The 24,908-nt window shown below is 72.6% G+C and carries 20 protein-coding genes; 12 read left to right on the plus strand and 8 right to left on the minus strand.

Annotated elements, in window-relative coordinates; all coding sequences use genetic code 11:
* Window positions 1–25 precede the first annotated feature (25 nt).
* The 4 genes from AW27_RS25045 to AW27_RS25060 form a co-directional block, all read right to left on the minus strand.
* On the minus strand, window positions 26–652 hold the full coding sequence (locus AW27_RS25045) for a DUF4126 domain-containing protein (protein WP_037926926.1): 627 nt from the start codon (window positions 650–652) through the stop codon (window positions 26–28).
* Window positions 653–759: 107 nt separating this feature from the next.
* The gene (locus AW27_RS25050; protein WP_037926923.1) at window positions 760–1,161 is read right to left on the minus strand and encodes a DUF3040 domain-containing protein; all 402 of its coding nucleotides are present in this window, start codon (window positions 1,159–1,161) and stop codon (window positions 760–762) included.
* A 294-nt stretch (window positions 1,162–1,455) separates the two neighbouring features.
* Window positions 1,456–2,214, minus strand: coding sequence for a methyltransferase domain-containing protein (locus AW27_RS25055; protein ID WP_037926920.1), 759 nt, complete (start codon window positions 2,212–2,214; stop codon window positions 1,456–1,458).
* A gap of 73 nt (window positions 2,215–2,287) precedes the next feature.
* Window positions 2,288–2,794 carry an SAV_6107 family HEPN domain-containing protein gene (locus AW27_RS25060; protein WP_052031200.1) on the minus strand — a complete coding sequence of 169 codons (507 nt, stop codon included), beginning with the start codon at window positions 2,792–2,794 and terminating at the stop codon, window positions 2,288–2,290.
* A 178-nt stretch (window positions 2,795–2,972) separates the two neighbouring features.
* On the opposite strand from AW27_RS25060, the gene AW27_RS25065 reads away from it, so the two are divergent.
* The 3 genes from AW27_RS25065 to AW27_RS25075 are packed head-to-tail and all read left to right on the plus strand — an operon-like array spanning window position 2,973 to window position 6,629.
* Window positions 2,973–3,902 carry an ATP-binding cassette domain-containing protein gene (locus AW27_RS25065; RefSeq protein WP_037926918.1) on the plus strand — a complete coding sequence of 310 codons (930 nt, stop codon included), beginning with the start codon at window positions 2,973–2,975 and terminating at the stop codon, window positions 3,900–3,902.
* Window positions 3,874–5,967, plus strand: a complete 2,094-nt coding sequence (locus AW27_RS25070) for a YhgE/Pip family protein (RefSeq protein WP_037926915.1) — start codon at window positions 3,874–3,876, stop codon at window positions 5,965–5,967. Before AW27_RS25065 ends, AW27_RS25070 begins: the two co-directional genes overlap by 29 nt.
* A gap of 29 nt (window positions 5,968–5,996) precedes the next feature.
* Window positions 5,997–6,629 carry a TetR/AcrR family transcriptional regulator gene (locus tag AW27_RS25075; RefSeq protein WP_037926913.1) on the plus strand — a complete coding sequence of 211 codons (633 nt, stop codon included), beginning with the start codon at window positions 5,997–5,999 and terminating at the stop codon, window positions 6,627–6,629.
* A gap of 458 nt (window positions 6,630–7,087) precedes the next feature.
* Here AW27_RS25075 and AW27_RS25080 read toward each other — a convergent pair whose 3' ends face one another.
* From AW27_RS25080 to AW27_RS25095, 4 genes are all read right to left on the minus strand, one after another.
* A complete protein-coding gene (locus AW27_RS25080) occupies window positions 7,088–9,511 on the minus strand; it encodes a transglutaminase TgpA family protein (protein WP_052031199.1) in 2,424 nt (807 codons plus the stop codon).
* On the minus strand, window positions 9,508–10,875 hold the full coding sequence (locus AW27_RS25085) for a DUF58 domain-containing protein (RefSeq protein ID WP_037926910.1): 1,368 nt from the start codon (window positions 10,873–10,875) through the stop codon (window positions 9,508–9,510). The genes AW27_RS25080 and AW27_RS25085 overlap by 4 nt, the downstream gene beginning before the upstream one ends.
* Window positions 10,875–11,885 carry an AAA family ATPase gene (locus tag AW27_RS25090; protein ID WP_037926908.1) on the minus strand — a complete coding sequence of 337 codons (1,011 nt, stop codon included), beginning with the start codon at window positions 11,883–11,885 and terminating at the stop codon, window positions 10,875–10,877. The genes AW27_RS25085 and AW27_RS25090 overlap by 1 nt, the downstream gene beginning before the upstream one ends.
* Before the next feature lie 137 nt (window positions 11,886–12,022).
* Entirely contained in the window at window positions 12,023–12,637 is a 615-nt protein-coding gene (locus tag AW27_RS25095) for a beta-class carbonic anhydrase (RefSeq protein WP_078556938.1), read from the minus strand.
* Window positions 12,638–12,935: 298 nt separating this feature from the next.
* Here AW27_RS25095 and rsmH point away from each other — a divergent pair, with 298 nt between their 5' ends.
* The 9 genes from rsmH to murG all read left to right on the plus strand — a co-directional run bounded on the left by rsmH (window position 12,936) and on the right by murG (window position 24,895).
* Window positions 12,936–13,895 (plus strand): 16S rRNA (cytosine(1402)-N(4))-methyltransferase RsmH, encoded by a 960-nt coding sequence (rsmH, locus tag AW27_RS25100; protein WP_078556936.1) that lies wholly within the window; start codon window positions 12,936–12,938, stop codon window positions 13,893–13,895.
* Entirely contained in the window at window positions 13,892–14,452 is a 561-nt protein-coding gene (ftsL, locus tag AW27_RS25105) for a cell division protein FtsL (RefSeq protein ID WP_037926902.1), read from the plus strand. The genes rsmH and ftsL overlap by 4 nt, the downstream gene beginning before the upstream one ends.
* 63 nt (window positions 14,453–14,515) lie before the next feature.
* Window positions 14,516–16,537, plus strand: a complete 2,022-nt coding sequence (locus tag AW27_RS25110) for a peptidoglycan D,D-transpeptidase FtsI family protein (protein ID WP_106967670.1) — start codon at window positions 14,516–14,518, stop codon at window positions 16,535–16,537.
* Window positions 16,538–16,582: 45 nt separating this feature from the next.
* Window positions 16,583–18,292 carry a UDP-N-acetylmuramoyl-L-alanyl-D-glutamate--2,6-diaminopimelate ligase gene (locus tag AW27_RS25115; RefSeq protein WP_037926900.1) on the plus strand — a complete coding sequence of 570 codons (1,710 nt, stop codon included), beginning with the start codon at window positions 16,583–16,585 and terminating at the stop codon, window positions 18,290–18,292.
* Window positions 18,289–19,719, plus strand: coding sequence for a UDP-N-acetylmuramoyl-tripeptide--D-alanyl-D-alanine ligase (locus tag AW27_RS25120; RefSeq protein WP_037926889.1), 1,431 nt, complete (start codon window positions 18,289–18,291; stop codon window positions 19,717–19,719). Before AW27_RS25115 ends, AW27_RS25120 begins: the two co-directional genes overlap by 4 nt.
* Window positions 19,716–20,786, plus strand: a complete 1,071-nt coding sequence (gene mraY, locus AW27_RS25125) for a phospho-N-acetylmuramoyl-pentapeptide-transferase (protein WP_037926887.1) — start codon at window positions 19,716–19,718, stop codon at window positions 20,784–20,786. The genes AW27_RS25120 and mraY overlap by 4 nt, the downstream gene beginning before the upstream one ends.
* The gene (murD, locus tag AW27_RS25130; protein WP_236647803.1) at window positions 20,768–22,345 is read left to right on the plus strand and encodes a UDP-N-acetylmuramoyl-L-alanine--D-glutamate ligase; all 1,578 of its coding nucleotides are present in this window, start codon (window positions 20,768–20,770) and stop codon (window positions 22,343–22,345) included. Before mraY ends, murD begins: the two co-directional genes overlap by 19 nt.
* Before the next feature lie 69 nt (window positions 22,346–22,414).
* Window positions 22,415–23,794 (plus strand): putative lipid II flippase FtsW, encoded by a 1,380-nt coding sequence (ftsW, locus tag AW27_RS25135; protein WP_037926884.1) that lies wholly within the window; start codon window positions 22,415–22,417, stop codon window positions 23,792–23,794.
* Between the two features lie 6 nt (window positions 23,795–23,800).
* Window positions 23,801–24,895, plus strand: a complete 1,095-nt coding sequence (murG, locus tag AW27_RS25140; RefSeq protein ID WP_037926882.1) for an undecaprenyldiphospho-muramoylpentapeptide beta-N-acetylglucosaminyltransferase — start codon at window positions 23,801–23,803, stop codon at window positions 24,893–24,895.
* Window positions 24,896–24,908: the final 13 nt, after the last annotated feature.

Consider the following 24,908-nt stretch of genomic DNA (forward strand, 5'->3'; position numbering starts at 1 on the left):
TATGGCCCCGGGCGGGCGGCCGCGGTCAGCGGGGTGGCGCCCCGGTGACCTCGCGGGCCTCGGCGGCCAGCCGCTTCTCCTCGCGGCGCTGGGCGCGGCGGCGGAGGAAGCGGCGGATCCGGCTCCAGAGGAAGACCACTATGGCCAGTCCGACGACGAGCAGGGAGCCCGCGATGACCGCGGCGGGTACCGGGTGGAAGATCGCGAAGGTGACGAGGCCCGCCACGCCGAGGTCCTCGGCGATGCTCACCGCCACGTTGGTGAACGGCTCGGGTGAGGTGTTGATCGCCATCCGGGTGCCGGCCTTCACGAAATGGCTGGCCAGCGCCGTGGTGCCGCCGACCGCCCCGGCGGTGAGGTCGGAGAGGGAGCCGCTCTGCCCGGCCAGCAGCGCGCCGATCACCGCACCCGCCACCGGGCGGATCACGGTGTGGACGCTGTCCCATATCGAGTCGACGTACGGGATCTTGTCGGCGGCCGCCTCGCACAGGAAGAGCACGGCGGCGGCGATCAGCACGTCCGTGCGCTGCAGGGACGCGGGGACCTCGTCGGTCAGGCCGGTACGGCCGAAGACGCCGAGCAGGAGGACCACGGCGTAAGCGTTGATCCCACTGGCCCAGCCGCTGGTGAAGACCAGGGGGAGCACACTCATCGGATCATCATGCCGTACGGGCGCGTCGGCGTGCCGGAGGCCGGCGCGGAACAGTGAGGGGACGGTCGCGCGGCGGCGGCCGTCCCCTCACTCACGTGTTCCGGAGCCTACTGTCCCTGCTCGTCACGGCGGCGCTGCCACCGGTCCTCGATGCGGTTCATCATCGACCGACGCTGCCGGTTGTGGCCGCGGGTCGAACCGCCGGTACTTCCGGAGACGGGCTGCTCGCCGGGCTTGGGTGCCTTGCGCCAACCGGTGACCACCAGGACCGTGCATCCCAGCATGACGAGGAACCCCACCACGCTGATCCACAGCACGTTCGGAATGATCACACCGGTCATGAGGAGCGCGATACCCACCACAATGCCTGCGACTGCCTGGTAGACCCGTCGCCGGGTGTACGTACGCAGCCCGCTTCCCTCAAGCGCTGTCGCGAACTTGGGGTCTTCGGCGTACAGCGCTCGCTCCATCTGCTCGAGCATTCGCTGCTCGTGCTCCGAGAGCGGCACGGGAGTCCTCCTCATCCGTCGGTCGCGGGGGTGGCGACCAGGGGTCCCCTTCAGGATAGGCGGGGAATCGCCCCCGTGACACCCGCCCTCAAACCACGTTCCAAAATGACAAAGCACGGCGTAGACGGAGCCGGTAAAGCCACTGCGTGAAAACCGTACCGCCGCGGGAGCGGTCACTGGGGCCGTTATTCCCCAATGGTCCGTTCACCATGCCGGTCACTGCTCCCGATCATACGGGGCGGACCGGTCGGACGGAGGATGAGCGGCAGACTCCGAGCGGGCAGGAGCAGCAGTTCAGGCCCGCTTCTCGCCCAGGACGTGCAGCTGTGTGGCCACCGCGTGGAAGGCGGGCAGCTCCGCCGCGGCCTCCTCCAGACGCAGCAGTGCCTCGACCGCGCCCGGCTCTGTGTCCACCAGGACGCCCGGAACGAGGTCGGCGAAGATCCGCACCCCGTGCACCGCGCCGACCGCCAGACCGGCGTCGCCGACCAGGCCGGACAGCTGCTCGGCGGTGAAGCGGCGCGGCACCGGGTCGCCGGAGCCCCAGCGGCCCGCGGGGTCGGTGAGGGCGTTGCGGGCCTCCGTGAAGTGCCCGGCCAGCGCGCGGGCGAGCACGGCCCCGCCGAGTCCGGCGGCCAGCAGGCTGAGCGTCCCGCCGGGACGCAGGGCCGCCACCGCGTTGGCCACGCCCTCGGCCGGGTCGTCCACGTACTCCAGTACGCCATGGCAGAGCACCACGTCGTACGCGTCCCGCTCGACCACGTCCAGCAGGCCCTGGGCGTCGCCCTGGACGCCGCGGACCAGGTCGGCCACGCCCGCCTCGGACACCCGGCGCTCCAGCCCGAACAGTGCGTTCGGGCTGGGGTCGACCACGGTGACCCGGTGGCCCAGGCGGGCCACCGGGACGGCGAACTTGCCGGTGCCGCCGCCGGTGTCGAGCACGTCGAGCACATCCCGCCCGGTCGCCTTCACCCGGCGGTCGAGCGCCTCCTTGAGGACCTCCCACACCACGGCGGTGCGGAGGGAGGCACGGGGGCGTGGAGTGTCCGACACGGCTGATGGCTCCTCGGCGGGGTAAGGGTGAGCGGTCCGTGCCCCACCCTATTGCCTTCCGCAGCCGGGCAGGTCATCCCGCGTCCGGACGCTCCGGGCGCGGCTGTGGCACGGTCTGTCCCGGGCTTCGGGGCGCGGTGTCGGCGGGCACCGGGACGGCGAGCATCCGTTCCACCAGGCGCAGGAACATCGAGGCGGCGCGCAGCAGGTCGTCCGCGTCCCGGGCGCCGGCTGCATCCGGTATCCCCGCCTCCGCCCGGGCCCGGCGAGCGGCGCCGGAGGCGAAGAGCGCACTCCACTCCGCGAGCTCCGGTGCCAGCTCCGGCAGCACCTCCCACGCGCTGCGGATCCGGGGCCGCCGCCGCGGGTGCGGCGGCTCGGGCCGAGCGCGCGCCGCGAGCACGGCCGCGGCGGTGCGCAGCGCGGAGAGGTGGGCGGTGGCGTAGCGCTCGTTGGGCCGGGTGAGCAGGGCGGCCTCGGCCAGGCCGCTGCGGGCCTTGGCGAGGAGGTCGAGGGCGGCCGGCGGGGCCGCCGACTTCCGCAGGACGGGGTGGACAGGGGACGGGGACGGTGTGGCCATGACGAACCTCCTGTCGATGCGTGGTGCGTTGCCTCCATCGTGACGGGCCCCACTGACAATCAGCCTGACCTGCATGTTTTCCGTCAAATGCATAGCAACTGCCCCCTCCTGTACGCCTGGTGCGCGACGGGGTGATAGTTTTGAACTGACCGGTCAGTTCAAAAAGAAGGGGGACGGCGTGGACAGCCCGCACGGCGCGGCCGTCAAGGCCGAGGGCTTCGGACTCAAGGGCCCGCGGGGCTGGGCCTTCCGGGGGCTCGGCATCGACGCGGCGCCCGGCTCGCTCATCGCGGTCGAAGGCCCCTCCGGCAGTGGCCGCACCTGCCTGCTCCTGGCCCTCACCGGGCGGATGAAGCCCACCGAGGGTCACGCCGAGATCGGCCGGCACCGGCTGCCGAAGAAGATGGCCGCGGTCCGCCGGATCGCCGCCCTCGGCCCGGTCCCGGGGGTCAACGACCTCGACCAGTCCCTCACGGTCGCCGAACAGCTGCGTGAGGGCGCTCTGCTCCAGCGCCACTACGACGCCCCGATCCGTTCCCTGCTGCGGCCCAGGGCCGAGCGCCGCGCCGCGGCCTCCACCCGGATCGAGGCCGCCCTGGACGCCGCCGGACTGGACCTGGCCACGCTGCCCAAGGGGGAGCGCACCACCGTCCGGGACCTGGAACGCCTGGAAGCCGTCCGGCTGTCCGTTGCGATCGCCCTGCTCGGCTCGCCGAGGCTGCTGGCCCTCGACGACCTCGACATGAAGCTCTCGGACACCGAACGCACCGAGGTCTGGGCGATGCTGCGCTCGATCGCCGCCCGGGGGACCACCGTCCTCGCCGTGTGCAGCGAGGCCCCCGCCGACGCCGTGGTCCTGCGGACCGCCCCGAGGGAGGACGGCGGTGCCGGGACCGACCGGCGCGCGGAGCCGACGGCGCAGGCGGAACCGGCCGCGGAACAGGACTCCGGCGCGAGGCAGGGCTCCGCCGCGGACGCCGGCTCCGGCACCGACAAGGCCGACAAGGTCGAGAAGGCCGACAAGGTGGAGAAGTCCGAGACGGCCGCCCACGACAACGACGACACGAAGGGGACGGACGATGCGCTCGCCGAAGCTGGCCGCGCTTGAGCTGAAGCGGTTCGGGCGGGGGAAGCTGCCCCGGGCCGCCCTCGTCGCTCTGCTCCTGCTGCCGCTGCTCTACGGAGCCCTGTACCTCTGGTCCTTCTGGGACCCCTACAGCCGCCTCGACAAGGTGCCCGTCGCCCTCGTCAACTCCGACCGGGGTGCGACCGTCGACGGCAAGCACCTGGACGCGGGCGGTGAGCTCACCAAGAAGCTCCGCGACAGCAGGACCTTCGACTGGCGGGAGGTGAGCGCCGAGAAGGCGGCCAAGGGGCTGGAGGACGGTACGTACTACCTGACCCTGACCATGCCGGCCGACTTCAGCGAGAAGATCGCCTCCAGCTCGGGCGACGACCCCGCCACGGGAGCCCTCCAGGTCCGCACCAACGACGCCAACAACTACGTCGTCGGCTCGATCTCCCGCTCCGTCTTCTCCGAGGTCCGCTCGGCGGCGTCCGCCAACGCCTCCCGCGGTTTCCTCGACAAGATCTTCGTCAGCTTCTCCGACCTGCACGACAAGACCGCCGAGGCCGCCGACGGCGCCGACCGGCTCAAGGACGGCGCGGGCAAGGCCCAGGAGGGTGCCAAGGAACTCGCCGACGGCCTCGACACCGCCGGGGAGAAGAGCGGCGAGCTCAACAGCGGCCTGAAGAAGCTCAACGCGGCCGCCGCCAAGCTGGAGACCGGTACGCGGGACATCGCGAACGGCACCCAGGTCCTCGCCGACCGGGTCAACGGTGCCGCCGACAAGGCCCGCCCCTTCGTCAAGGACCCCAAGAGCCTCGCGGCCACCGCCGAGCTGGTCGCCGACAGCGCGCAGGTGGTCAACAACCACCTCGACACGTTCGTGGAGAAGGCCCCAGCCGCCGCGGCCGTCGCCAAGCGGGCCTCCACCGGCGCCGACGCCTACTACACCAAGCACTGCGTCACCCCCGGCGCCGAACCGCACCTCGCCTCCTGCCCCGACCTGAAGAAGGTCAGGGACGACGCGGCCGAGGCCGCCGAACTCAGCGGCGACGTCAGCACCCTGGCCAAGAGCGCCGGCGGGGACGTGGCCAAGCTCCGCACCCAGCTGACCGACCTGGAGGGCAAGGCCCGCGAGCTCGCAGACAAGGCCCCCCATCTCGCGAGCGACCTCGACGCGGCCGTCGCCAAGGTCAACGCCCTCAACACCGGCGCCCACAAGGTCGCCACCGGTATGTCCCAGCTGCACACCGGCCTCGGCTCCGCCACCACCGGCTCCGGCGCCCTCAGCGACGGCGTCGGCAGGCTCGGCGACGGCGCCCACCGCCTCGACGGCGGCATGTACAAGCTCGTCGACGGCACCGGTGAGCTGGCCGGCGGCCTGCACGAGGGTGTCGGCAAGATCCCCGACTACGACCAGCAGCAGCGGGACGCCCGCACCGAGGTCATGGCCGACCCGATCAGGCTCGCCAACCAGTCCCTGCACAAGGCGCCCAACTACGGCACCGGCTTCGCGCCCTACTTCATCCCGCTGTCCCTCTGGGTCGGCGCGATGGTCGCCTACATGCTGATCGCCCCGATGAACAAGCGGGCCCTGTCCGCGGGCGCCTCGCCCTGGCGGATCGCCCTGGCCGGCTGGCTGCCCGTCATGGGCATCGGCGCCGCCCAGGTCGCCCTGCTGATGTCCGTCCTGCGCTGGGCCCCGGACCTCGGCCTCAAGATGGCCAACCCGGCCCTCACCATCGGCTTCCTGCTGCTGGTCACCGGCTGCTTCGCGGCGATCATCCAGTGGCTCAACGCCAAGTTCGGCGCGGCGGGGCGGATCCTCGTCCTCGCCGTCCTGATGCTCCAGCTGACCTCCGCGGGCGGTACCTACCCCGTCCAGACCAGCCCGGACTTCTTCAACGCCGTCCACCCCTACCTGCCGATGTCGTACGTCGTGGAGAGCCTGCGCCGCCTCATCACCGGCGGCGACCTCACCCCGGTCTGGCAGGGCAGCCTGGTCCTGATCGCCTTCACGGTCGGTGCCCTCGCCCTCACCGCGCTCGCCGCCCGCGGCAAGCAGGTGTGGACCATGGACCGACTGCACCCGGAACTGAGCCTGTAGGGATGTGTTGACCTGTGACAATCAGCGCCATGGACAGCAGCAGCACCGGTACGGGTACCGGCGGGGGCCGTCGTGCGGCCACCCGGCAGAAGCTCTACGAAGCGGCCGTCACCCTGATAGCCGAGAAGGGCTTCTCCGCGACCACGGTCGATGAGATCGCCGAGCGGGCGGGCGTGGCGAAGGGCACGGTCTACTACAACTTCGCCAGTAAGAACGAGCTGTTCGAGGAGTTGCTGCGGCACGGCGTCGGCCTGCTGACGGCTTCGCTGCGCACAGCGGCGGAGGAGACCGAGGCAGCCGGCGGCAGCCGCGTCGAGGCGCTCGACGCGATGATCCGGGCGGGCCTGGTCTTCATCGACCGCTACCCGGCCTTCACCCAGCTGTACGTCGCCGAGCTGTGGCGGACCAACCGCACCTGGCAGTCCACCCTGATGGTGGTCCGCCAGGAGGCGGTGGCCGTCGTGGAGAAGGTGCTGCGCGAGGGCGTCGAGCGCGGGGAGCTCAGCCCCGAGATCGACGTGCAGCTCACCGCGGCCGCACTGGTGGGCATGGTGCTGGTGGCCGCCCTGGACTGGCAGTCCTTCCAGCGGGAGCGGTCCCTCGACGACGTGCACTCGGCCCTGTCGCTGCTGCTGCGCGGGCGGGTCAGCGGAAACCGCTGACCCGCCCGGCACCCCCCGGTCGGCGGTGCCGCGCGGGCACGGCAGCCCGTACAACTGGTGGGGCCCGCCGCTGCCGCTGAGTATCCGTACCTAGGCGCGGAAATGAGTACGCACGCGGATGGGCTCCCACCTGCGCGGACGCCAGACTGGGAGCCACGGACAGGAGCCCCGGTCCGCGCCGCCGACACGGGGCTGCGGAGCGGACCGGGTACCTCCGTCCGCAACCGGGCGGAGGTACGGGGACCCGGTGGGAAAGGCGCGGACGCGGCGGGGCCCGGGGGGATCGGGCCTCGCCGCGTTCTCGCGTACCCGGGTTCGGCAGGGTCCGGCGCCGTCGCGGGAACTCCGCCCCGCTCGCCCCGCCCCGCCGCACGCTCCGGATGCCGCCGGGATCGTCCCCTGACGGGCTGCAAGGAGCCGGGCCCGACGCCGCGCGCCCGGCCCCGGGGCGGACGGCGCTACTTGCGCAACACGCCCCCGCCGCGGACCCACAGCGGGAGGCGCAGGGACGCCAGGCGGGCCGAGACCGCCGAGGCCAGGGCCGACCGGCGGGCCGAGACCGCCCAGGAGATCCGGGCCGCCGAGCGCGGCAGCACCAGGGCGCGCAGCCGGGCCGGGCGACCCGCCGCGGCCAGCAGGCCCGCCCGTGCTGCCAGTACGTCGTCCGCCAGGCCCGGGTACGAGACCTCCGCGCCCGGCGGCGCGTACAGAGCCCGTTCCACAGCGCCCGCCACCCGGTGCACCGCCGCCGCGGCGTCCGGATCCAGGCCGCCCAGATCCACCACCCGGCTCGCCGCCCGGCGCGGGGACAGCGCCTCGTCCGGGACCACGCCCACGTCCCAGGCGGTGTCCCCCAGTTCACGCCAGGCCGCCAGGACCTCCCCGGTTCCCAGTCGGCGGGCCCGCAGTCGGCGGCGCCACAGCGACGGCAGCAGGGGCAGTCCCAACACCGCGAGGACGACCGCCAGCCAGCCGAGGACCGCCGTCAGCGCCGGCCCGTCGTCGGAGGCCGCGCTCTGCTGCGGGGCGGTCGGTCCGCACTCGCCCAGCTTCTTCAGCACCGGCGGACACTCGACGGACGCCGAGGGTGCCGGCGCGGGCTGCGCCGCGCCCTGCGAGGGCAGCGGCGCCGGCGCGGACGGCTGGGCCGCCGGGGCCTCGACACGGGAGTAGTCCGGCACGTTGAGGCCCGACCGGGGGGTCGGCTCGAATCGGGTCCAGCCCACGCCCTGGAAGTACAGCTCGGGCCAGGCGTGCGCGTCCCGCATCGACACGTTCACGGTGCCGTCCGACTGCTTCGTGCCGGGGGTGAAGCCCACCGCGACCCGGGCCGGGATGCCCAGCGTGCGGGACATCGCCGCCATCGAGAAGGCGAAGTGGATGCAGAAGCCCTCCTTGTCGGCGAGGAACCGGGCGACGGCCTGGGGCCCCGTCCCCGAGGTGGTCTGCGTGTCGTAGCGGAACCCACCGCTCACGGCGAAGAAGTCCTGGAGCTTCACCGCGCGCGAGTAGTCGTCCTCCGCCCCCTGCGTCACCTGGCGGGCCGTGTCGGCGACCACCGCCGGGAGGCTGTCCGGGGTCTTCGTGTACTCCTCCCGTATCGCCGGATCCGGCGCCGGGGCCTCCTGGAGCTGCTGCGCGGTCGGCTTCAGCAGCAGGCTGCGCACCCGGTACTCGGCGCCCTGGACGGTCTGGTACCGGTCCCGGCCCAGCTGGTCGCCGACCAGCGTGCGGCCGACCGGCTCGAACCGCCACTTCCCGCCGATCTCCACCGCGGTCGCCGGGTACGGCATGGGGAGGTAGCGCTGGCCGTAGCCGTCCGACGCCGTGATGTTCGTGGTCACCTCGCTCGCGCCGACGCGGACCTCGTCAGCGAGACCGGGCGGGGGCGGCATCTGCTGCGGGACGTCGGTCAGGGCCCGGCCGGACGCCTCCCACCTGGCGCCGTTGAACTCGTCCAGGGCGATGATGCGCAGGTACTGCTCGCTCTGCTGCGGACTGTCCGTCCGGTAGCGGAGCATCACGCGGTTGTCCTGCGTGTTGAGGTTGCTCTGCAGGGAGACCAGCGGGTTGACCGCCGAGATCGTGCCGCCCGAGCCGCCCGACCCGGCGCCGTCCTTCGGACCGCCCAGCAGACCGTCGTCGAGGCCGGGCAGCGCCGCCGGCACCACCAGCGCCACACCCAGGGCCAGGGCGCCGATCCGCCGGCCGAACCGCACCGGGGCCGTCGCCTGCACGCCGCCGCTGCTGATGCCCGAGTCGGCCGCTCCGCGTCCGCGCGGTGCCGAGCCGAACACCCGCCCCCACTGGGCGAGCCGGTCACGGCCCTCGGAGAGCAGCAGCATCAGGTACCCGCAGCCCGCCAGCAGGAAGGCGAACCAGGAGGCGTCCCCGCCACCCGACAGGCCCGCGGCGACCGAGTACAGCGCGAGCAGCGGCAGTCCGGCCGCGGCGGCCGTGCGCGCGGTCACCGCCAGCAGGTCCACCAGCAGGCCGATCAGCAGGACCCCGGACACCAGCAGCAGCTGGATGCCGTCCGTCAGCGGGGCCGGTATCGCGTACTCGCCCACGTCGTGGACGCCCTGGGCGAACAGCGAGCCGAAGTCCGTCACGAAATAGGCCAGCGGGCCGCTGCCGGCGGACTCGACCTTGCCGGCGAAGAGCAGAGCGAGCAGCAGCAGCGACACGAGCAGCTGTGCTGCCACGGTCAGCGACCGGGCCAGCGGCACCCGCCGGGCCCCCGCTCCCACCGCGCTCTGCACGGTCAGCAGCAGCGCGGCCTGGAGCAGCCAGGCCTGCGATTCCACCAGCGGGCTCAGCGACCACGAGGTGAGCAGCGTCGCGAGTGCCGCGAACACCGTCAGTTTCGCCCGTCCGCTCATGGCCGGCCTCCGCTCGTTCCGGTACCGACGCGCGCGGTCCCGATCTGCCGCCACAGTTCACCGAAGGCCGCCCCCGGGGTGGCGGCCAGAGCCGTCCAGCCCGCGTCGCGCAGCCTGCGCAGCCGCTCCTGGAGCGGGACCACGTGGTGCCCGGGCGCGGGCCTGCCGCCCCAGGTCTCGGTGTCCAGCACGAAGGCCACCGCGCCCGAGGTGCGCTGGCGCATGGTGGCCGCCAGCTCGGTCTGTACGTCGTCCAGGTCGCCGAAGAAGGCGATGAGGAGCCCGTCGCCGCCGCCCTCACCGAAGCCGTCGGTGCCGCGCACCGCGTCGTAGGCCCGGGAGAGCCCGGCGCCGTCGGAGTGCCCGACCACGGCGAGGGTGTCCATCATCAGCCCGGCGGCCTCCGCGGACTCCTGCCCGCCGGCGGAGAACCCGCCGCCGCCCTGGCCGGGCACGGCGTCGCCGGTGTCGGTCAGCAGCCGGGCGGAGAAGCCCTGCTCCAGGAGGTGCACGAGGCTGGAGGCGGCGGCGGAGACGGCCCATTCGAAGGCGGAGTCGGGGCCCGCGCCGTCGAAGGCGAGGCGCCGGGTGTCGAGCAGGACGGTGGCCTTGATGCGCCGGGGCTGTTCCTCGCGGCGGACCATCAGCTCGCCGTAGCGGGCGGTGGAGCGCCAATGCACGCGGCGCAGGTCGTCGCCGCGCCGGTAGCCGCGCGGGATCACGTCGTCCTCGCCGGCCAGGGCCAGGGAGCGGCGGCTGCCGTCGCCGTAGCCGTTGGACTCCCCGGTCAGCCGGACCGGCGGCAGGGGTTCGGTGCGCGGGATGACGGTGAGGGTGTCGTAGGTGCTGAACGAGCGGGTCAGCTCGACCAGACCGAAGGGGTCGGTCAGCCGCAGCTGGAGGGGACCCAGGGGGTAGCGGCCGCGCAGGTCGGAGCGGACCCGGTAGGACACCTCACGGCGGCCGCCGGGCTCGACCCGGTCCAGCACGAACCGCGGGCGCGGCCCCAACACGTACGGGACCCGGTCCTGGAGCATCAGCAGGCCGGTGGGCAGCCGGGAGACGTTGTCCATGCGCAGCTGCACCCGGGCCTCGGCTCCCGCGGGCACCCGCCCGGGGGTCAGCCGGCGGCTGCCGGAGACCCGGTGCCGGGTGCGGTGCAGGGCGTAGACGCAGATCAGCGGCAGGAGCGCGAGCAGCAGGCCGACGCGCAGCAGCGCGCCCTGGCCGAGGACGTAGGCGCAGGCGGCCGCGGCGACCCCGGCGGCCACGAAGGAGCGGCCGCGGGTGGTCAGCCCGGACAGCGAGGCGCGCAGCCCGCCGCCTCCCGGGCCGCCGGCGCCGCGGGGGGCACCGGCACCCATCAGAAGCTCCGGGCGCCGGCGCCGGGCGGCATCTCGCCGCGGGTGTGCGCGGCCGGGACGGGGGTGCGCTGCAGGATCTCGCCGACGACCTGCTCGCTGGTACGCCGGTTCAACTGCGCCTGCGCGGTGGGCAGCAACCGGTGCGCGAGGACCGGCGCGGCCAGCGACTGGACGTCGTCGGGCAGGACGTAGTCCCGGCCGGCGAGCGCGGCGGAGGCCTTTACGGCGCGCAGGAGGTGCAGGGTGGCCCGGGGCGAGGCGCCCAGCCGCAGGTCGGGGTGGCTGCGGGTGGCGGAGACCAGGTCGACGACGTAGCGCCGGACCGGCTCGGCGACGTAGACCTCGCGCACGGCCTCTATCAGTTTGACGATGTCGTGGGCGTGCGCGGCGGCCTGGAGGTCGTCGAGGGGGTTGACCGCGCCGTGCACGTCGAGCATCTGGAGTTCGGCTTCCGGGCTCGGGTAGCCGACGGAGACGCGGGCCATGAAGCGGTCGCGCTGGGCTTCGGGCAGCGGGTAGGTGCCGTCCATCTCCACCGGGTTCTGGGTGGCGACGACCATGAAGGGGCTCGGCAGCGTGTAGGTGGTGCCGTCGATGGTGACCTGGCGTTCCTCCATCGACTCCAGCAGTGCCGATTGCGTCTTCGGCGAGGCGCGGTTGATCTCGTCGCCGATGACGATCTGCGCGAAGATCGCGCCGGGCTTGAACTCGAACTCGCGGCGCTGCTGGTCGTAGATGCTGACGCCCGTGATGTCGGAGGGCAGCAGGTCCGGCGTGAACTGGATGCGCTGCACCGAGCAGTCGATGGACTTGGCCAGCGTCTTCGCGAGCATCGTCTTGCCGACGCCCGGAACGTCCTCGATCAGCAGATGCCCCTCGGCGAGGAGCACGGTCAGCGCGAGGCGGACGACCTCGGGCTTGCCCTCGATCACGCTCTCGACCGACTGGCGGACCCGCTCCGCCGTGCTGGTCAGATCCGCGAGGCTCGCTCGGTCGTCGTACGTCGTCACCTGGTACTCCTCGGCCCATTGCTCAGGGCCGACGCTCTACGCGCATGACCGGCCCACCCCGAAACACGGACACCGGACCCGGGGTCTTCCGGGTGGTGCCTCCCCGCATTCTTGACGCCGTTGCGGCCCTGTGTCACTCAGGAGCTGGGATCGATCTCCCGGAGGAGCCCGGTGTGCACGTCGAAGACGAAGCCTCGCACATCGTCCTTGTGGGGCAGGAAGGGGTTCGTGCGGACGCGCTGCATGGACTGGCGGACGTCCTGGTCGACGTCGCGGAATGCCTCGACGGCCCAGGCGGGACGCTGGCCGACCTCGTCCTCCAGCTCGTGGCGGAAGTCCTCGGTCAGACGTTCCAGGCCGCAGCCGGTGTGGTGGATCAGTATCACCGTGCGCGTGCCGAGGGCCCGCTGGCTGATGGTGAGGGAGCGGATGGTGTCGTCGGTGACCACGCCGCCCGCGTTGCGGATGGTGTGGCAGTCGCCGAGCTCCAGGCCGAGTGCGGCGTGCAGGTCGAGGCGGGCGTCCATGCAGGCCACGATGGCGACGTGGAGGACCGGGCGGGCATCCATGCCCGGATCGGCGAACGTGGCCGCGTAGCGCTGGTTCGCCTCGACCAGCCGGTCGGTGACGGATCCGCCGACGGATGCCTCGGGTGCGGAGTCTGCAGGCAGGGATGCGGAAGTCGTCATGGGTACGACGTTAGTGGTCACGGGCGGCGCAGTCCGGTGGTGAGGGCGGACAAAGAACGTCAACGGGGCTTGTGTGAGCTAACCCACAGGGGTGGGCGGGGGGCGGCCGTCCGGGTGGTTCGCCGGCCCGGGCGGCTTCGGTCCGAGAGGGCGCGTACGGCGCGCGGGCCGGTTCGTTGACCGCGGCGACCGTTGCACTAAAGTGACGCGAACCGGCCGGAGCCCGGCCCTGACCGGCCTCCCGGCCACCGATGAAGACTCCGCGTGCGCGGCGCGTACGTCCGGCCCGGCCCTCTTCCGCTCACCGGCCGGGGGAGCGGGCGGTGCGTACACCTGCCGCGCCGTTATCTGAGAGGGCGCTTTGACTAGCGAGTCCCGACATGTCCCGGTGATGCTCCAGCGGTGCCTGGACCTGTTGGCCCCGGCGCTGGAGAGGCCGGGGGCCGTCGTCGTCGACTGCACCCTCGGCCTCGGCGGCCACAGCGAGGCCCTGCTGACCCGGTTCCCCGAGGCCCGCCTGATCGGCCTCGACCGCGACAAGGAGGCCCTGCGGCTCTCCGGCGAGCGGCTCGCCCCCTTCGGTGACCGCGCCACCCTCGTACACGCGATCTACGCGGACCTCGCCGAGGTGCTCGACGGCCTGGGCCTCCCGGCGGTCCAGGGCATCCTGTTCGACCTCGGCGTCTCCTCCATGCAGCTGGACGAGGCCGACCGCGGGTTCGCGTACGCGCAGGACGCCCCGCTGGACATGCGCATGGACCAGACGACGGGCATCAGCGCCGCCGAGGTCCTCAACACCTATGCGCCGGGCGAGCTCGTGCGGATCCTGCGCCAGTACGGGGAGGAGAAGCAGGCCAAGCGGATCGTGTCCGCGATCGTCCGCGAGCGCGAGAAGGCCCCCTTCAGCAACAGCGCCCGGCTGGTCGAGCTCATCCGCGACGCCCTGCCCCAGGCCGCCAAGCGGACCGGCGGCAATCCGGCCAAGCGCACCTTCCAGGCACTGCGGATCGAGGTCAACGGCGAGCTCTCCGGCCTGGAGCGGGCCATCCCGGCGGCGGTGGACCGCATCGCGGTCGGCGGCCGGATCGCGGTGCTCTCGTACCACTCCCTGGAGGACCGCCTGGTCAAGCAGGTCTTCTCGGCGGGAGCGGCCTCCACCGCCCCGCCCGGGCTGCCGGTGGTGCCGGAGAAGTACCAGCCGAAGCTCAAACTGCTCACCCGCGGCGCGGAGCTGCCGACCGAGGAGGAGATCGCCGAGAACCGGCGGGCCGCCCCGGCGAGGTTCCGGGGGGTCGAGCGCATCCGGGAGGCGCGACTGTGAGCAGGGCCGGGAAGGTCGCCACGCTGACCCGCGGCCAGGCGGCCCGCATCGGGCGGGCCCTCGGCGCCCGCCCGGCCCGGCCGCGGCCCGGCGGGCAGGCGGCGCGGATGCCGTTCGTCCTGCTGGTCGTGGCCCTGCTCGCGGGCGGCCTGATCAGCCTGCTGCTGCTGAACTCGGCGCTCAACGAGGGCTCCTTCCAGCTGAGCCGGCTGAAGAAGGAGACCACCGCCCTCACCGACGAGGAGCAGGCCCTCCAGCGCGACGTGGACGCCTACTCGGCCCCCGACGCCCTCCAGCGCCGCGCCCGGGAGCTGGGCCTGGTACCCGGCGGCAGCCCCGTCTTCATCGGCCCGGACGGGAAGGTCTCCGGCAGCGTCTCTGTGGCCGAGGCGCCACCCTCACCGACGCCCACGCCCACGCCCACTGCGGCGCCTACGACCGCGCCGAACGTGCCGGCCGCGCCGACCGGGCCGGGCCCGTCCCCGGCCCACGCCGCCTCCCCGGCCCAGCCCGCCCCCACCGGCAACCCGCAGCCCAGCCAGACCCCTGGAAGGTGACGTCGTGACGCGGATCCCGTCTGAACCGGCAGCGCCGGCGTTCGAGGCGCGGACGGTGGCCGGGTGAGCCCGCCGGAGCCGCCGCGGCGGCGGGTGCCCGGCCCGGCCAGGCCGTCGCGGCCCGGCGACCGGGCCCGGTCCACCGCCCGCCCGGCCTCGCGTCCGGCGACCCGCCGCCCCGCCGGCCCCCGCACGCCGCACACCATCCGGCTCGGCAGCCCCCGGCCCCGGCTGCGCCTGGTCGGCGTCGGCCTGACCCTCGTCATGCTCGCCTTCGTCGTACGGCTGCTCCAGGTGCAGGCCGTCGACGCCCCGGCGTTCTCCGCCGCGGCCTCCAAGAACCGCTACACCAAGGTCAAACTGGCCGCCGAGCGCGGCGAGATCACCGACCGCAGGGGCGTCGCCCTCGCCACCAGCGTCGACGCGTACGACATCACCGCCGACCCGAAGATGTTCACCCCGCAGGACAGCAAGGCCCCCGACGCCCCCGAGCAGGCCGCGGCCCTCCTCGCGCCCATCCTCGGCAAGGACGCCAAGGAGCTCGCGGACAAGCTCAGCACCAGGAACAGCCGGTACGTGGTCCTCGCCCAGCGCCAGACCCCGCAGGTCTGGAACCAGATCAAGGACCTCAAGCGGGTCTTCTCGGAGAAGGCGTCCGCGGACAAGAAGAACAACGCCCCCGGCGCCAACGTCCTGGCCGGGGTGTTCAAGGAGGACAGCAGCAAGCGCGTGTATCCGGGCGGGGACCTCGCCGCCGGGATACTGGGCTACGTCAACGCCGAGGGCAAGGGCGCCGGCGGGCTGGAGTCCGCCCTCGACAAGAAGCTGGCCGGCAGGGACGGGGAGATCACCTACGCCCAGTCCGGCGGCCGCAAGGTGCCCACCGCCGGCTCCAGCGAGAAGCCCGCCGTGCCCGGCGACGACATCGAGCTGACCATCGACCGGGACATCCAGTGGGCGGCGCAGAGCGCCATCGCCGAGCAGGTCCAGAAGTCCGAGGCCGACCGCGGCTACGTCATCGTCCAGGACACCCGCACCGGCGAGGTGCTGGCCATGGCCAACGCCCCGGGCTTCGACCCCAACGACCTGACCCGGGCCAGCTCCGCCGCCATGGGCAACGCCGCCCTCCAGGACGTCTACGAGCCCGGCTCCACCGCCAAGGTGATGTCGATGGCCGCCGTGCTGGAGGAGAAGAAGGCGACCCCCGACACCCGCGTCGAGGTCCCCAACCGCCTGCACCGCGGCGACCGGCTGTTCAAGGACGACGTCGACCACCCGACCTGGTACCTGACCCTCAACGGGGTCCTCGCCAAGTCCTCCAACATCGGCACCATCCTGGCCACGGGCCAGCTCGGTCCCACCCAGCCCGATGCCAACCGGGTCCTGCACTCCTACCTGACCGACTTCGGCATCGGCCGGCCCACCGGCCTGAACTACCCGGGCGAGTCCCGCGGCATCCTCGCCGATCCCCAGGACTGGTCCACCTCGCAGCAGTACACGATCCCTTTCGGCCAGGGACTCTCCCTCAACGCCATGCAGGCGGCCTCCGTGTACTCGACCATCGCCAACGGCGGGGTCCGCATCGCACCGACGCTGGTCCGCGGCACCAAGGGCCCCGACGGCCGCTTCACCCCGGCCCCGGCGCCCGAGCAGAACCGTGTGATCAGCAAGGAGACCGCGAAGACCCTCGCAGAGATGCTCGAATCCGTCGTCGACGACCAGGAGGGCACCGGAACCAAGGCGAAGATCCCGGGCTACCGGGTCGGCGGCAAGACCGGCACGTCCAACCGGGTGGATCCGGCCACCGGCCGCTACAAGGGCTACACCGCCTCCTTCGCCGGTTTCGCTCCGGCGGACAATCCGCGCATCACCGTCTACTGCGCGATCCAGAACCCCACGAAGGGCAGCTACTTCGGCGGCCAGATCTGCGGCCCCATCTACAAGAAGGTCATGGAGTTCGCCCTCAAGACCCTCCAGGTCGCCCCCACCGGCACCGCCCCCGCAGGGCTCCCGGTCACCTATGAGCCCGGCCCGCAGCCCGCCCAGCAGCCCGCTCCGCAGCCCGCCCCGCAGACCGGCCAGTGACCCACGGCCGCGGCCTGCCCGCCAGAAAAGCGTGAGGCACCATCAGTGACAACGATCACCCCGAAACCCGGGAACCGACCGGCCGTCGGAGCAGAGCCCGGCCCCTCGCTTCGCGGCCCGGCCGCCGAGCCCGGTACGCTCACCGCCGTGCCCCACGCTGATCAGCCCAGAACCACCCAGCAAGACGCCCCGGCAGCGCCGCCGGGAGCGCCCAGGCCCGCGTCCGCCGCTCCGAGCCCGCTGGGCGAGTTGGCCGCGCTGCTGGGCATCCCGTCGCCAGGCGCTGCGCAGATCACCGGGATCACGCACGACTCCCGTGCGATCCGCCCCGGAGACCTGTACGCGGCCCTGCAGGGAGCCCGGACCCACGGTGCCGACTTCGCTGCGCAGGCCGCCGGCCTCGGTGCCGCCGCCGTGCTGACCGACCCCGCCGGCGCCGAGCGCGCCGCGGCCACCGGCCTGCCGGTGCTGGTCGTCGCCGATCCGCGCGGCCGGATGGGCGAGCTCGCCGCCGCGATCTACGGTCACCCCGGCGAGGACCTCCTCCGGATCGGCATCACCGGTACCTCCGGCAAGACCACCACGGCGTACCTCGTCGAGGGCGGCCTGCGCGCGGCGGGCCGCAGCACCGGACTGGTCGGCACGGTCGAGATGCGCATCGGAGACGAGCGCATCAAGTCCGAGCGGACCACCCCCGAAGCCACCGACCTCCAGGCGCTCTTCGCGGTCATGCGCGAACGCGGCGTCGAGGCAGTGGCCATGGAGGTCTCCAGCCACGCCCTGGTACTCGGCCGCGTCGACGGCTGCGTCTTCGACGTCGCCGTCTTCAACAACCTGAGCCCCGAGCACATGGAGTTCCACACCGACATGGAGGACTACTTCCAGGCGAAGGCGGGGCTCTTCACCCCCCGCCGGTCCCGCCTGGGCGTGGTCAACCTCGACGACGAGTACGGCCGCCGCCTCGCCAAGGAGGCCACCGTCCCGGTCGTCACCTTCTCGGTCGCGGGCGACCCGGCCGCCGACTGGCGCGCCGAGGACGTCGTCACCGGCCACATGGACTCCACGCTCACGCTGGTCGGCCCCGAGGGGCAGCGCGTGCGCGCCAAGGCCCCGCTGCCGGGCCCGTTCAACGTCGCCAACACCGTCGCCGCGATCGTCACGCTGGCCGCGGCCGGCCTCGACCCGCAGACCGCCGCCGACGGCGTCGCCGCGGTCCCCGGAGTCCCGGGCCGGCTGGAGCGGGTGGACGCGGGACAGCCGTACCTCGCCGTCGTCGACTACGCGCACAAGACGGACGCCGTGGAGTCGGTCCTGCGCGCCCTGCGCGAAGTCACCACCGGCAGGCTGCACATCGTGCTGGGCTGCGGCGGCGACCGCGACACCACCAAGCGCGCCCCGATGGGCGCCGCGGCCGCCCGGTTCGCCGACGTGGCCGTCCTGACCTCCGACAACCCGCGTTCCGAGGACCCGCTCGCGATCCTCGCCGCGATGTTCGGGGGAGCCGTGTCCGTACCGCCCGCGGAGCGCGGCACCGTCCTCGTCGACGCCGACCGTGCGGCGGCCATCGCCGCCGCCGTCGCGCGCGCCGAGCCCGGCGACACCGTGCTCGTGGCCGGCAAGGGCCACGAGCAGGGCCAGGACACCGCGGGGGTCGTCCGGCCCTTCGACGACCGCACGGTGCTCCGCGCCGCGATCGAACGCCAACGCGTGCTCGATCGAACGACCCAGGTCCGACAGGCCGAGGTGAACCAGTGATCGCCCTTTCCCTCGCCGAGATCGCCGACATCACCGGCGGGCGGCCCCACGACATACCGGATCCGTCCGTCAGGGTCACCGGTCCGGTGGTCTACGACTCCCGAGAGGTCCGGCAGGGCAGCCTGTTCGCGGCCTTCGTCGGCGAGCGGGTCGACGGCCATGACTACGCCGAGGGCGCACTCGCCGCCGGCGCCGTGGGCGTCCTCGCGACCCGGCCGGTGGGTGTCCCGGCGATCGTCGTCCCCGACGTGGTGGCCGCCCTCGGGGCCCTCGCCCGGGCCGTCGTGGCCCGCCTGGGCACCGATGTCGTGGCCCTCACCGGGTCCGCGGGAAAGACCTCCACCAAGGACCTCATCGCGCAGGTGCTCCAGCAGCACGCGCCCACCGTGTGGACCCCCGGGAACCTCAACAACGAGATCGGCCTGCCGATCACGACGCTGCGCGTCACCGAGGACACCCAGCACCTCGTCCTGGAGATGGGCGCCCGCGGCATCGGCCACATCCGGTACCTCACCGGACTGACGCCTCCTCGGATCGGCCTGGTGCTCAACGTCGGCACGGCGCACATCGGCGAGTTCGGCGGCCGGGAGCAGATCGCTCAGGCCAAGGGCGAGCTCGTCGAGGCCCTGCCGGCCGAGGCGGAGGGCGGCGTCGCCGTCCTCAACGCCGATGACCTGCTCGTTCGTGCCATGGCCGCGCGCACGAAGGCGCGCACCGTGCTGTTCGGAGAGGCCGACGACGCCGAAATCCGGGCCACCGACGTCCGGATGACGGACACCGGACAGCCTTCCTTCACACTGCACACACCGACCGGGTGCAGCGACGTGACCTTGCGGCTGTACGGTGAGCACCACGTGTCGAACGCGCTCGCCGCGGCCGCCGTCGCCCATGTACTGGGCATGTCCGTCAAGGAGATCGCCACCGCGCTCTCCGGGGCGGGCACGCTGTCCCGGTGGCGGATGGAGGTCACCGAGCGGGCGGACGGTGTGACGATCGTCAACGACGCCTACAACGCGAACCCGGAGTCCATGCGGGCCGCACTGCGCGCGCTCGCCGCGATGGGCGGTGCCGGCAGGGCGAAGGGGGGGCGCACGTGGGCGGTGCTCGGCCCGATGGCCGAGCTCGGAGACGACGCTCTCGCCGAGCACGACGCGGTTGGACGACTTGTCGTCCGGCTCAACGTGAGCAAGCTCGTCGCGGTCGGGGGCAGGGAAGCCTCCTGGCTGCAACTGGGCGCATATAACGAGGGTTCGTGGGGTGAGGAGTCGGTGCTCGTGTCCGACGCGCAGGCGGCGGTCGACCTGTTGCGCAGTGAACTGCGCCCGGGTGACGTCGTGCTGGTGAAGGCTTCCAGGTCGGCCGGTCTGGAGCGGGTGGCGCAGGCCCTGCTTGAGGGCACTGTCGAGGGCGAGGTCGCCGGCCGATGAGGCAGATCCTGTTCGCCGGTGTCATCGGCATGTTCCTGACCGTCATCGGCACGCCGCTGCTGATCAAGCTGCTGGCCCGCAAGGGTTACGGCCAGTTCATCCGCGACGACGGTCCGCGCGGCCACGCCGGGAAGAAGGGAACGCCCACCATGGGCGGCATCTCCTTCATCCTGGCCACGCTCGTCGCGTACGCGCTGACGAAGGTCATCACCGGTGAGGAGCCGAGCTTCTCGGGCCTGCTCGTCCTGTTCCTGATGGCCGGCATGGGCCTCGTCGGGTACCTCGACGACTACATCAAGATCGTCAAGCGGCGTTCGCTGGGTCTGCGGGCCAAAGCCAAGATGGCCGGCCAACTCATCGTCGGCATCGCCTTCGCCGTGCTCGCACTCCAGTTCAAGGACTCGCGCGGACTCACCCCGGCCTCCACCAAGCTGTCGTTCGTCACGGACTTCGGCTGGTCGATCGGCCCGGTGCTCTTCGTGGTCTGGGCGCTGTTCATGATCCTGGCCATGTCCAACGGCGTGAACCTCACCGACGGCCTGGACGGTCTGGCCACCGGCGCCGCAGTGATGGTCTTCGGCGCCTACACCTTCATCGGCGTATGGCAGTTCCAGGAGTCGTGCGCGATGGCGGCCGACCTCACGAACCCGAACGCCTGCTTCGAGGTGCGCGACCCGCTCGACCTCGCGGTGGTCGCCTCCGCGCTGATGGGCGCCTGCTTCGGCTTCCTGTGGTGGAACACCTCGCCCGCGAAGATCTTCATGGGTGACACCGGTTCTCTGGCCCTCGGCGGCGCGCTCGCGGGTCTGGCCATCTGCTCCCGCACGGAGTTCCTGATGGCGCTCCTCGGCGGCCTCTTCGTGCTCATCACGATGTCGGTCGTCATCCAGGTCGGCTCCTTCAAGCTGACCGGCAAGCGCGTCTTCCGGATGGCTCCGCTGCAGCACCACTTCGAACTCAAGGGCTGGTCCGAGGTCCTCGTCGTGGTCCGTTTCTGGATCATCCAGGGCATGTGCGTGATCGTGGGTCTCGGTCTCTTCTACGCGGGATGGGCAGCCGACAAGTGAGCGCCTCCGACCTGGCCGGCCTGCTCGGCCCCGACGCCCTGGGCCGGTTCGGCCTGCCGGGCCGGATCACCGTGGCCGGCCTCGGTGTCAGCGGCATCAGCGCCGCCCGGGCACTGGCCGGGCTGGGTGCCCGCGTCACCGTCGTCGACAACGGCGACGGCGACGCACACCGGGCCAGGGCGGCCGAGCTCGCGGAGCTCGGCATCGAGGTCCGCCTCGGTCACCTGCCCGACGGCGCGCGCGCCGGCGAGACCCTGCCCGAGGACACCGAACTGGTCGTCACCTCGCCCGGTTGGCCGCCGCACAGCCCGCTCTTCCTGGCCGCCGCCGAGGCGGGCGTCGACGTCGTCGGCGACGTCGAGGTCGCCTGGCGACTGCGCGAGGCCGGCGCGGAACTCCGCGCCGCCCGCGGGGCCGCCGACGAGGGTGCCGGCGATGGGGTCGGCGCCGGCCCGGGCGAGCCCGCCGCATGGCTCGCCGTCACCGGGACCAACGGCAAGACGACCACCACGCAGATGCTGGCGTCCATCCTGAAGGCCGCCGGACTGCGCACCGCCGCCGTCGGCAACATCGGTACCCCGATCATCGACGTGGTGCTCGGCGAGCAGCGCTACGACGTCCTCGCCGTCGAACTCTCCAGCTACCAGCTGCACTGGGCGCCCTCGCTGCGCGTCCACTCGGCGGCCGTCCTCAACCTGGCCCCCGACCACCTCGACTGGCACGGCTCGATGCAGGCGTACGCCGCCGACAAGGGCCGCATCTACGAGGGCAACACGGTCGCTTGCGTCTACAACGTGGCCGACAAGGCCACCGAGGACCTGGTCGTCGAGGCCGACGTCGAGGAGGGATGCCGGGCGATCGGCTTCACCCTCGGCGCCCCAGGCCCCTCCATGCTCGGCGTCGTCGACGGCATCCTCGTCGACCGGGCCTTCGTGGAGAACCGCCAGAAGAACGCCCAGGAGCTCGCCGAGGTCAAGGACGTCAACCCGCCGGCCCCGCACAACATCGCCAACGCGCTCGCGGCGGCGGCCCTGGCCCGGGCCTTCGGAGTGGAGCCGCGCGCGGTCCGCGACGGGCTGCGCGACTTCCGTCCGGACGCCCACCGGGTCGCCCGGGTGGACGAGGTCGCCTCGGTCGTCTACGTCGACGACTCCAAGGCCACCAACACCCACGCGGCGGAGGCCTCCCTGGCCTCCTTCGACAAGGTCGTCTGGATCGCCGGCGGCCTCGCCAAGGGGGCGACCTTCGACGAGCTCGTGCAGAAGTCGGCCGAGCGGATGCGCGGTGCCGTCCTGATCGGCGCCGACCGGGCGTTGATCGCCGAGGCACTGGCGCGACACGCCCCCGAGGTCCCGGTCGTCGACCTCGACCGGACCGACACTGGGGCGATGCTCGCAGCGGTCCGGGAGGCGGCCGCGCTCGCCGAGCCGGGTGACACGGTCCTGCTGGCACCGGCCTGCGCCTCGATGGACATGTTCGCGAACTACAACAAGCGCGGTGAAGCATTCGCCGACGCGGTGCGCGAACTGGCCGCCGAGAACGCCGCGGACACGGCCTAGGCCGGGGCGCCGGGACTGGTTCCCTCCGGCCGGATGCTCGCCTCGTACGAGTGGAGGGGAAGATCACAGATGCCGGCCAAGCAGATGCTGCCGGGGCGGCGGCCGTCCGCCGTGAAGGCGCAGGGCCGCAAGCGCCCCGGCATGAGCGTGAAGCGCCCGGGGCGCCCCGGGCGGCCCGCCGGGCGCGGGCCGCTGGCCGGTCTCCGGCACACGCAGCAGCAGTTGCGCAAGGCGTGGGACCGCCCCCTCACGGCCTATTACCTGATTTTCGGCAGCTCCCTGCTCATCACCGTGCTCGGTCTGGTGATGGTGTACTCCGCTTCCATGATCAAGGCCCTCCAGCTGGGCCTGGGCGACGCGTACTTCTTCAAGAAGCAGTTCCTGGCCGCCCTCATCGGCGCGGTGCTGCTGCTGGTCGCCACCAGGATGCCGGTGAAGCTGCACCGGGCGCTGTCGTATCCGGTGCTCGCCGGGACGCTCTTCCTGATGGTCCTGGTCCAGGTGCCCGGGATAGGGGTGTCGATCAACGGCAACCAGAACTGGATCTCCCTCGGCGGCCCGTTCATGCTGCAGCCCAGTGAGTTCGGCAAGCTGGCGCTGATCCTGTGGGGTGCCGACCTGCTGGCCCGCAAGGGCGACCGGGGCCTGTTGAGCCAGTGGAAGCACCTGCTGGTGCCGCTGGTCCCGGTGGCCTTCCTGCTGCTCGGGCTCATCATGCTGGGCGGGGACATGGGCACCGCGATGATCCTCGGCGCCATCCTGTTCGGTCTGCTCTGGCTCGCGGGCGCCCCGACGCGGATGTTCGTCGGAGTGCTGGCCTTCGCGGGTGCGATCGTCGCACTGCTCATCAAGACCAGCCCGCACCGGATGGACCGGCTGGAGTGCCTCGGCGCGACAGAACCGGGCAAGAACGACCTTTGCTGGCAGGCCGTACACGGCATCTACGCCCTCGCGTCGGGCGGCTGGTTCGGTTCCGGCTTGGGTGCAAGCGTGGAAAAATGGGGTCAACTACCCGAAGCCCACACCGACTTCATCTTCGCCATCACGGGGGAGGAACTGGGACTGGCGGGGACGCTGTCGGTGCTGGCCCTGTTCGCGGCTCTAGGCTATGCGGGTATCCGCGTGGCCGGACGCACGGAGGACTCCTTCGTACGGTTTGCCGCGGGAGGCGTGACCACCTGGATCACGGCCCAGGCCGTGATCAACATCGGTGCGGTGCTCGGCCTGCTGCCGATCGCCGGAGTCCCCCTCCCGTTGTTCTCCTACGGAGGGTCCGCCCTGCTGCCGACCATGTTCGCGGTCGGACTGCTCATCGCCTTCGCGCGGGAGGAGCCGGCCGCGCGCGCGGCCCTCGCGATGCGCCAGCCGAAGAACGGCTGGAGGCGGACCGGGGTGAGATGGAAGTCGATGAGACGGCGCGTCAAGAAGCGGCCGTCCGGAGAGCGGTGAAATTCGGTGCATGTCGTACTCGCCGGTGGGGGGACCGCCGGCCACATCGAGCCGGCGCTCGCCCTCGCGGACGCCCTGCGCAGGCAGGACCCTTCAGTGGGCATCACCGCCCTGGGGACCGAGCGCGGACTGGAGACCCGCCTGGTGCCGGAGCGCGGCTACGAACTCGGGCTGATCCCCGCCGTGCCGCTGCCCCGCAAGCCCACGCCCGAGCTGATCACCGTCCCCGGACGGCTGCGCGGCACCATCAAGGCCGCGGAGGAGATCCTCCTGCGCACCAAGGCCGACTGCGTCGTCGGCTTCGGCGGCTACGTGGCTCTGCCCGGCTACCTCGCGGCCAAGCGGCTCGGCGTGCCGATCATCGTCCACGAGGCCAACGCCCGGCCCGGGCTGGCCAACAAGATCGGCTCCCGCTACGCGCACGCCGTCGCCGTCTCCACGCCCGACAGCAAGCTGCGCGGCGCCCGCTACGTGGGCATCCCGCTCCGCCGCTCCATCTCCACCCTCGACCGGGCTGCCGTACGACCCGAGGCGCGCGCCGCCTTCGGCCTGGACCCCAACCTGCCCACCCTGCTGGTTTCCGGCGGCTCGCAGGGCGCCCGGCGCCTCAACGAGGCGATCCAGCAGGTCGCTCCGACCCTCCAGCGCTCCGGCGTGCAGATCCTGCACGCCGTCGGGCCGAAGAACGAACTGCCGCGTGTCGACAACATGCCCGGGATGCCGCCCTATGTGCCGGTACCGTACCTGGACCGGATGGATCTCGCGTACGCCGCAGCCGACATGATGCTGTGTCGTGCGGGAGCGATGACCGTCGCCGAGCTGTCCGCCGTCGGGCTGCCCGCCGCCTACGTCCCGCTGCCGATCGGCAACGGCGAACAGCGGCTCAACGCCCAGCCGGTGGTCAAGGCCGGCGGCGGCCTGCTCGTGGACGACGCGGAGCTGACGCCCGACTGGGTGCTCGGCGAGGTCCTCCCGGTGCTGTCCGATCCGCACCGCCTGTACGAGATGTCCCGCGCGGCCGGTGAGTTCGGCCGCAGGGATGCCGACGAGCTGCTGGTCGGCATGGTGTACGAGGCGATCGCAGCCCACCGAGCCCGCTGACGCGGGAGCACAC

It is taken from the genome of Streptomyces sp. PCS3-D2, assembly GCF_000612545.2.
GTDB lineage: Bacteria > Actinomycetota > Actinomycetes > Streptomycetales > Streptomycetaceae > Streptomyces.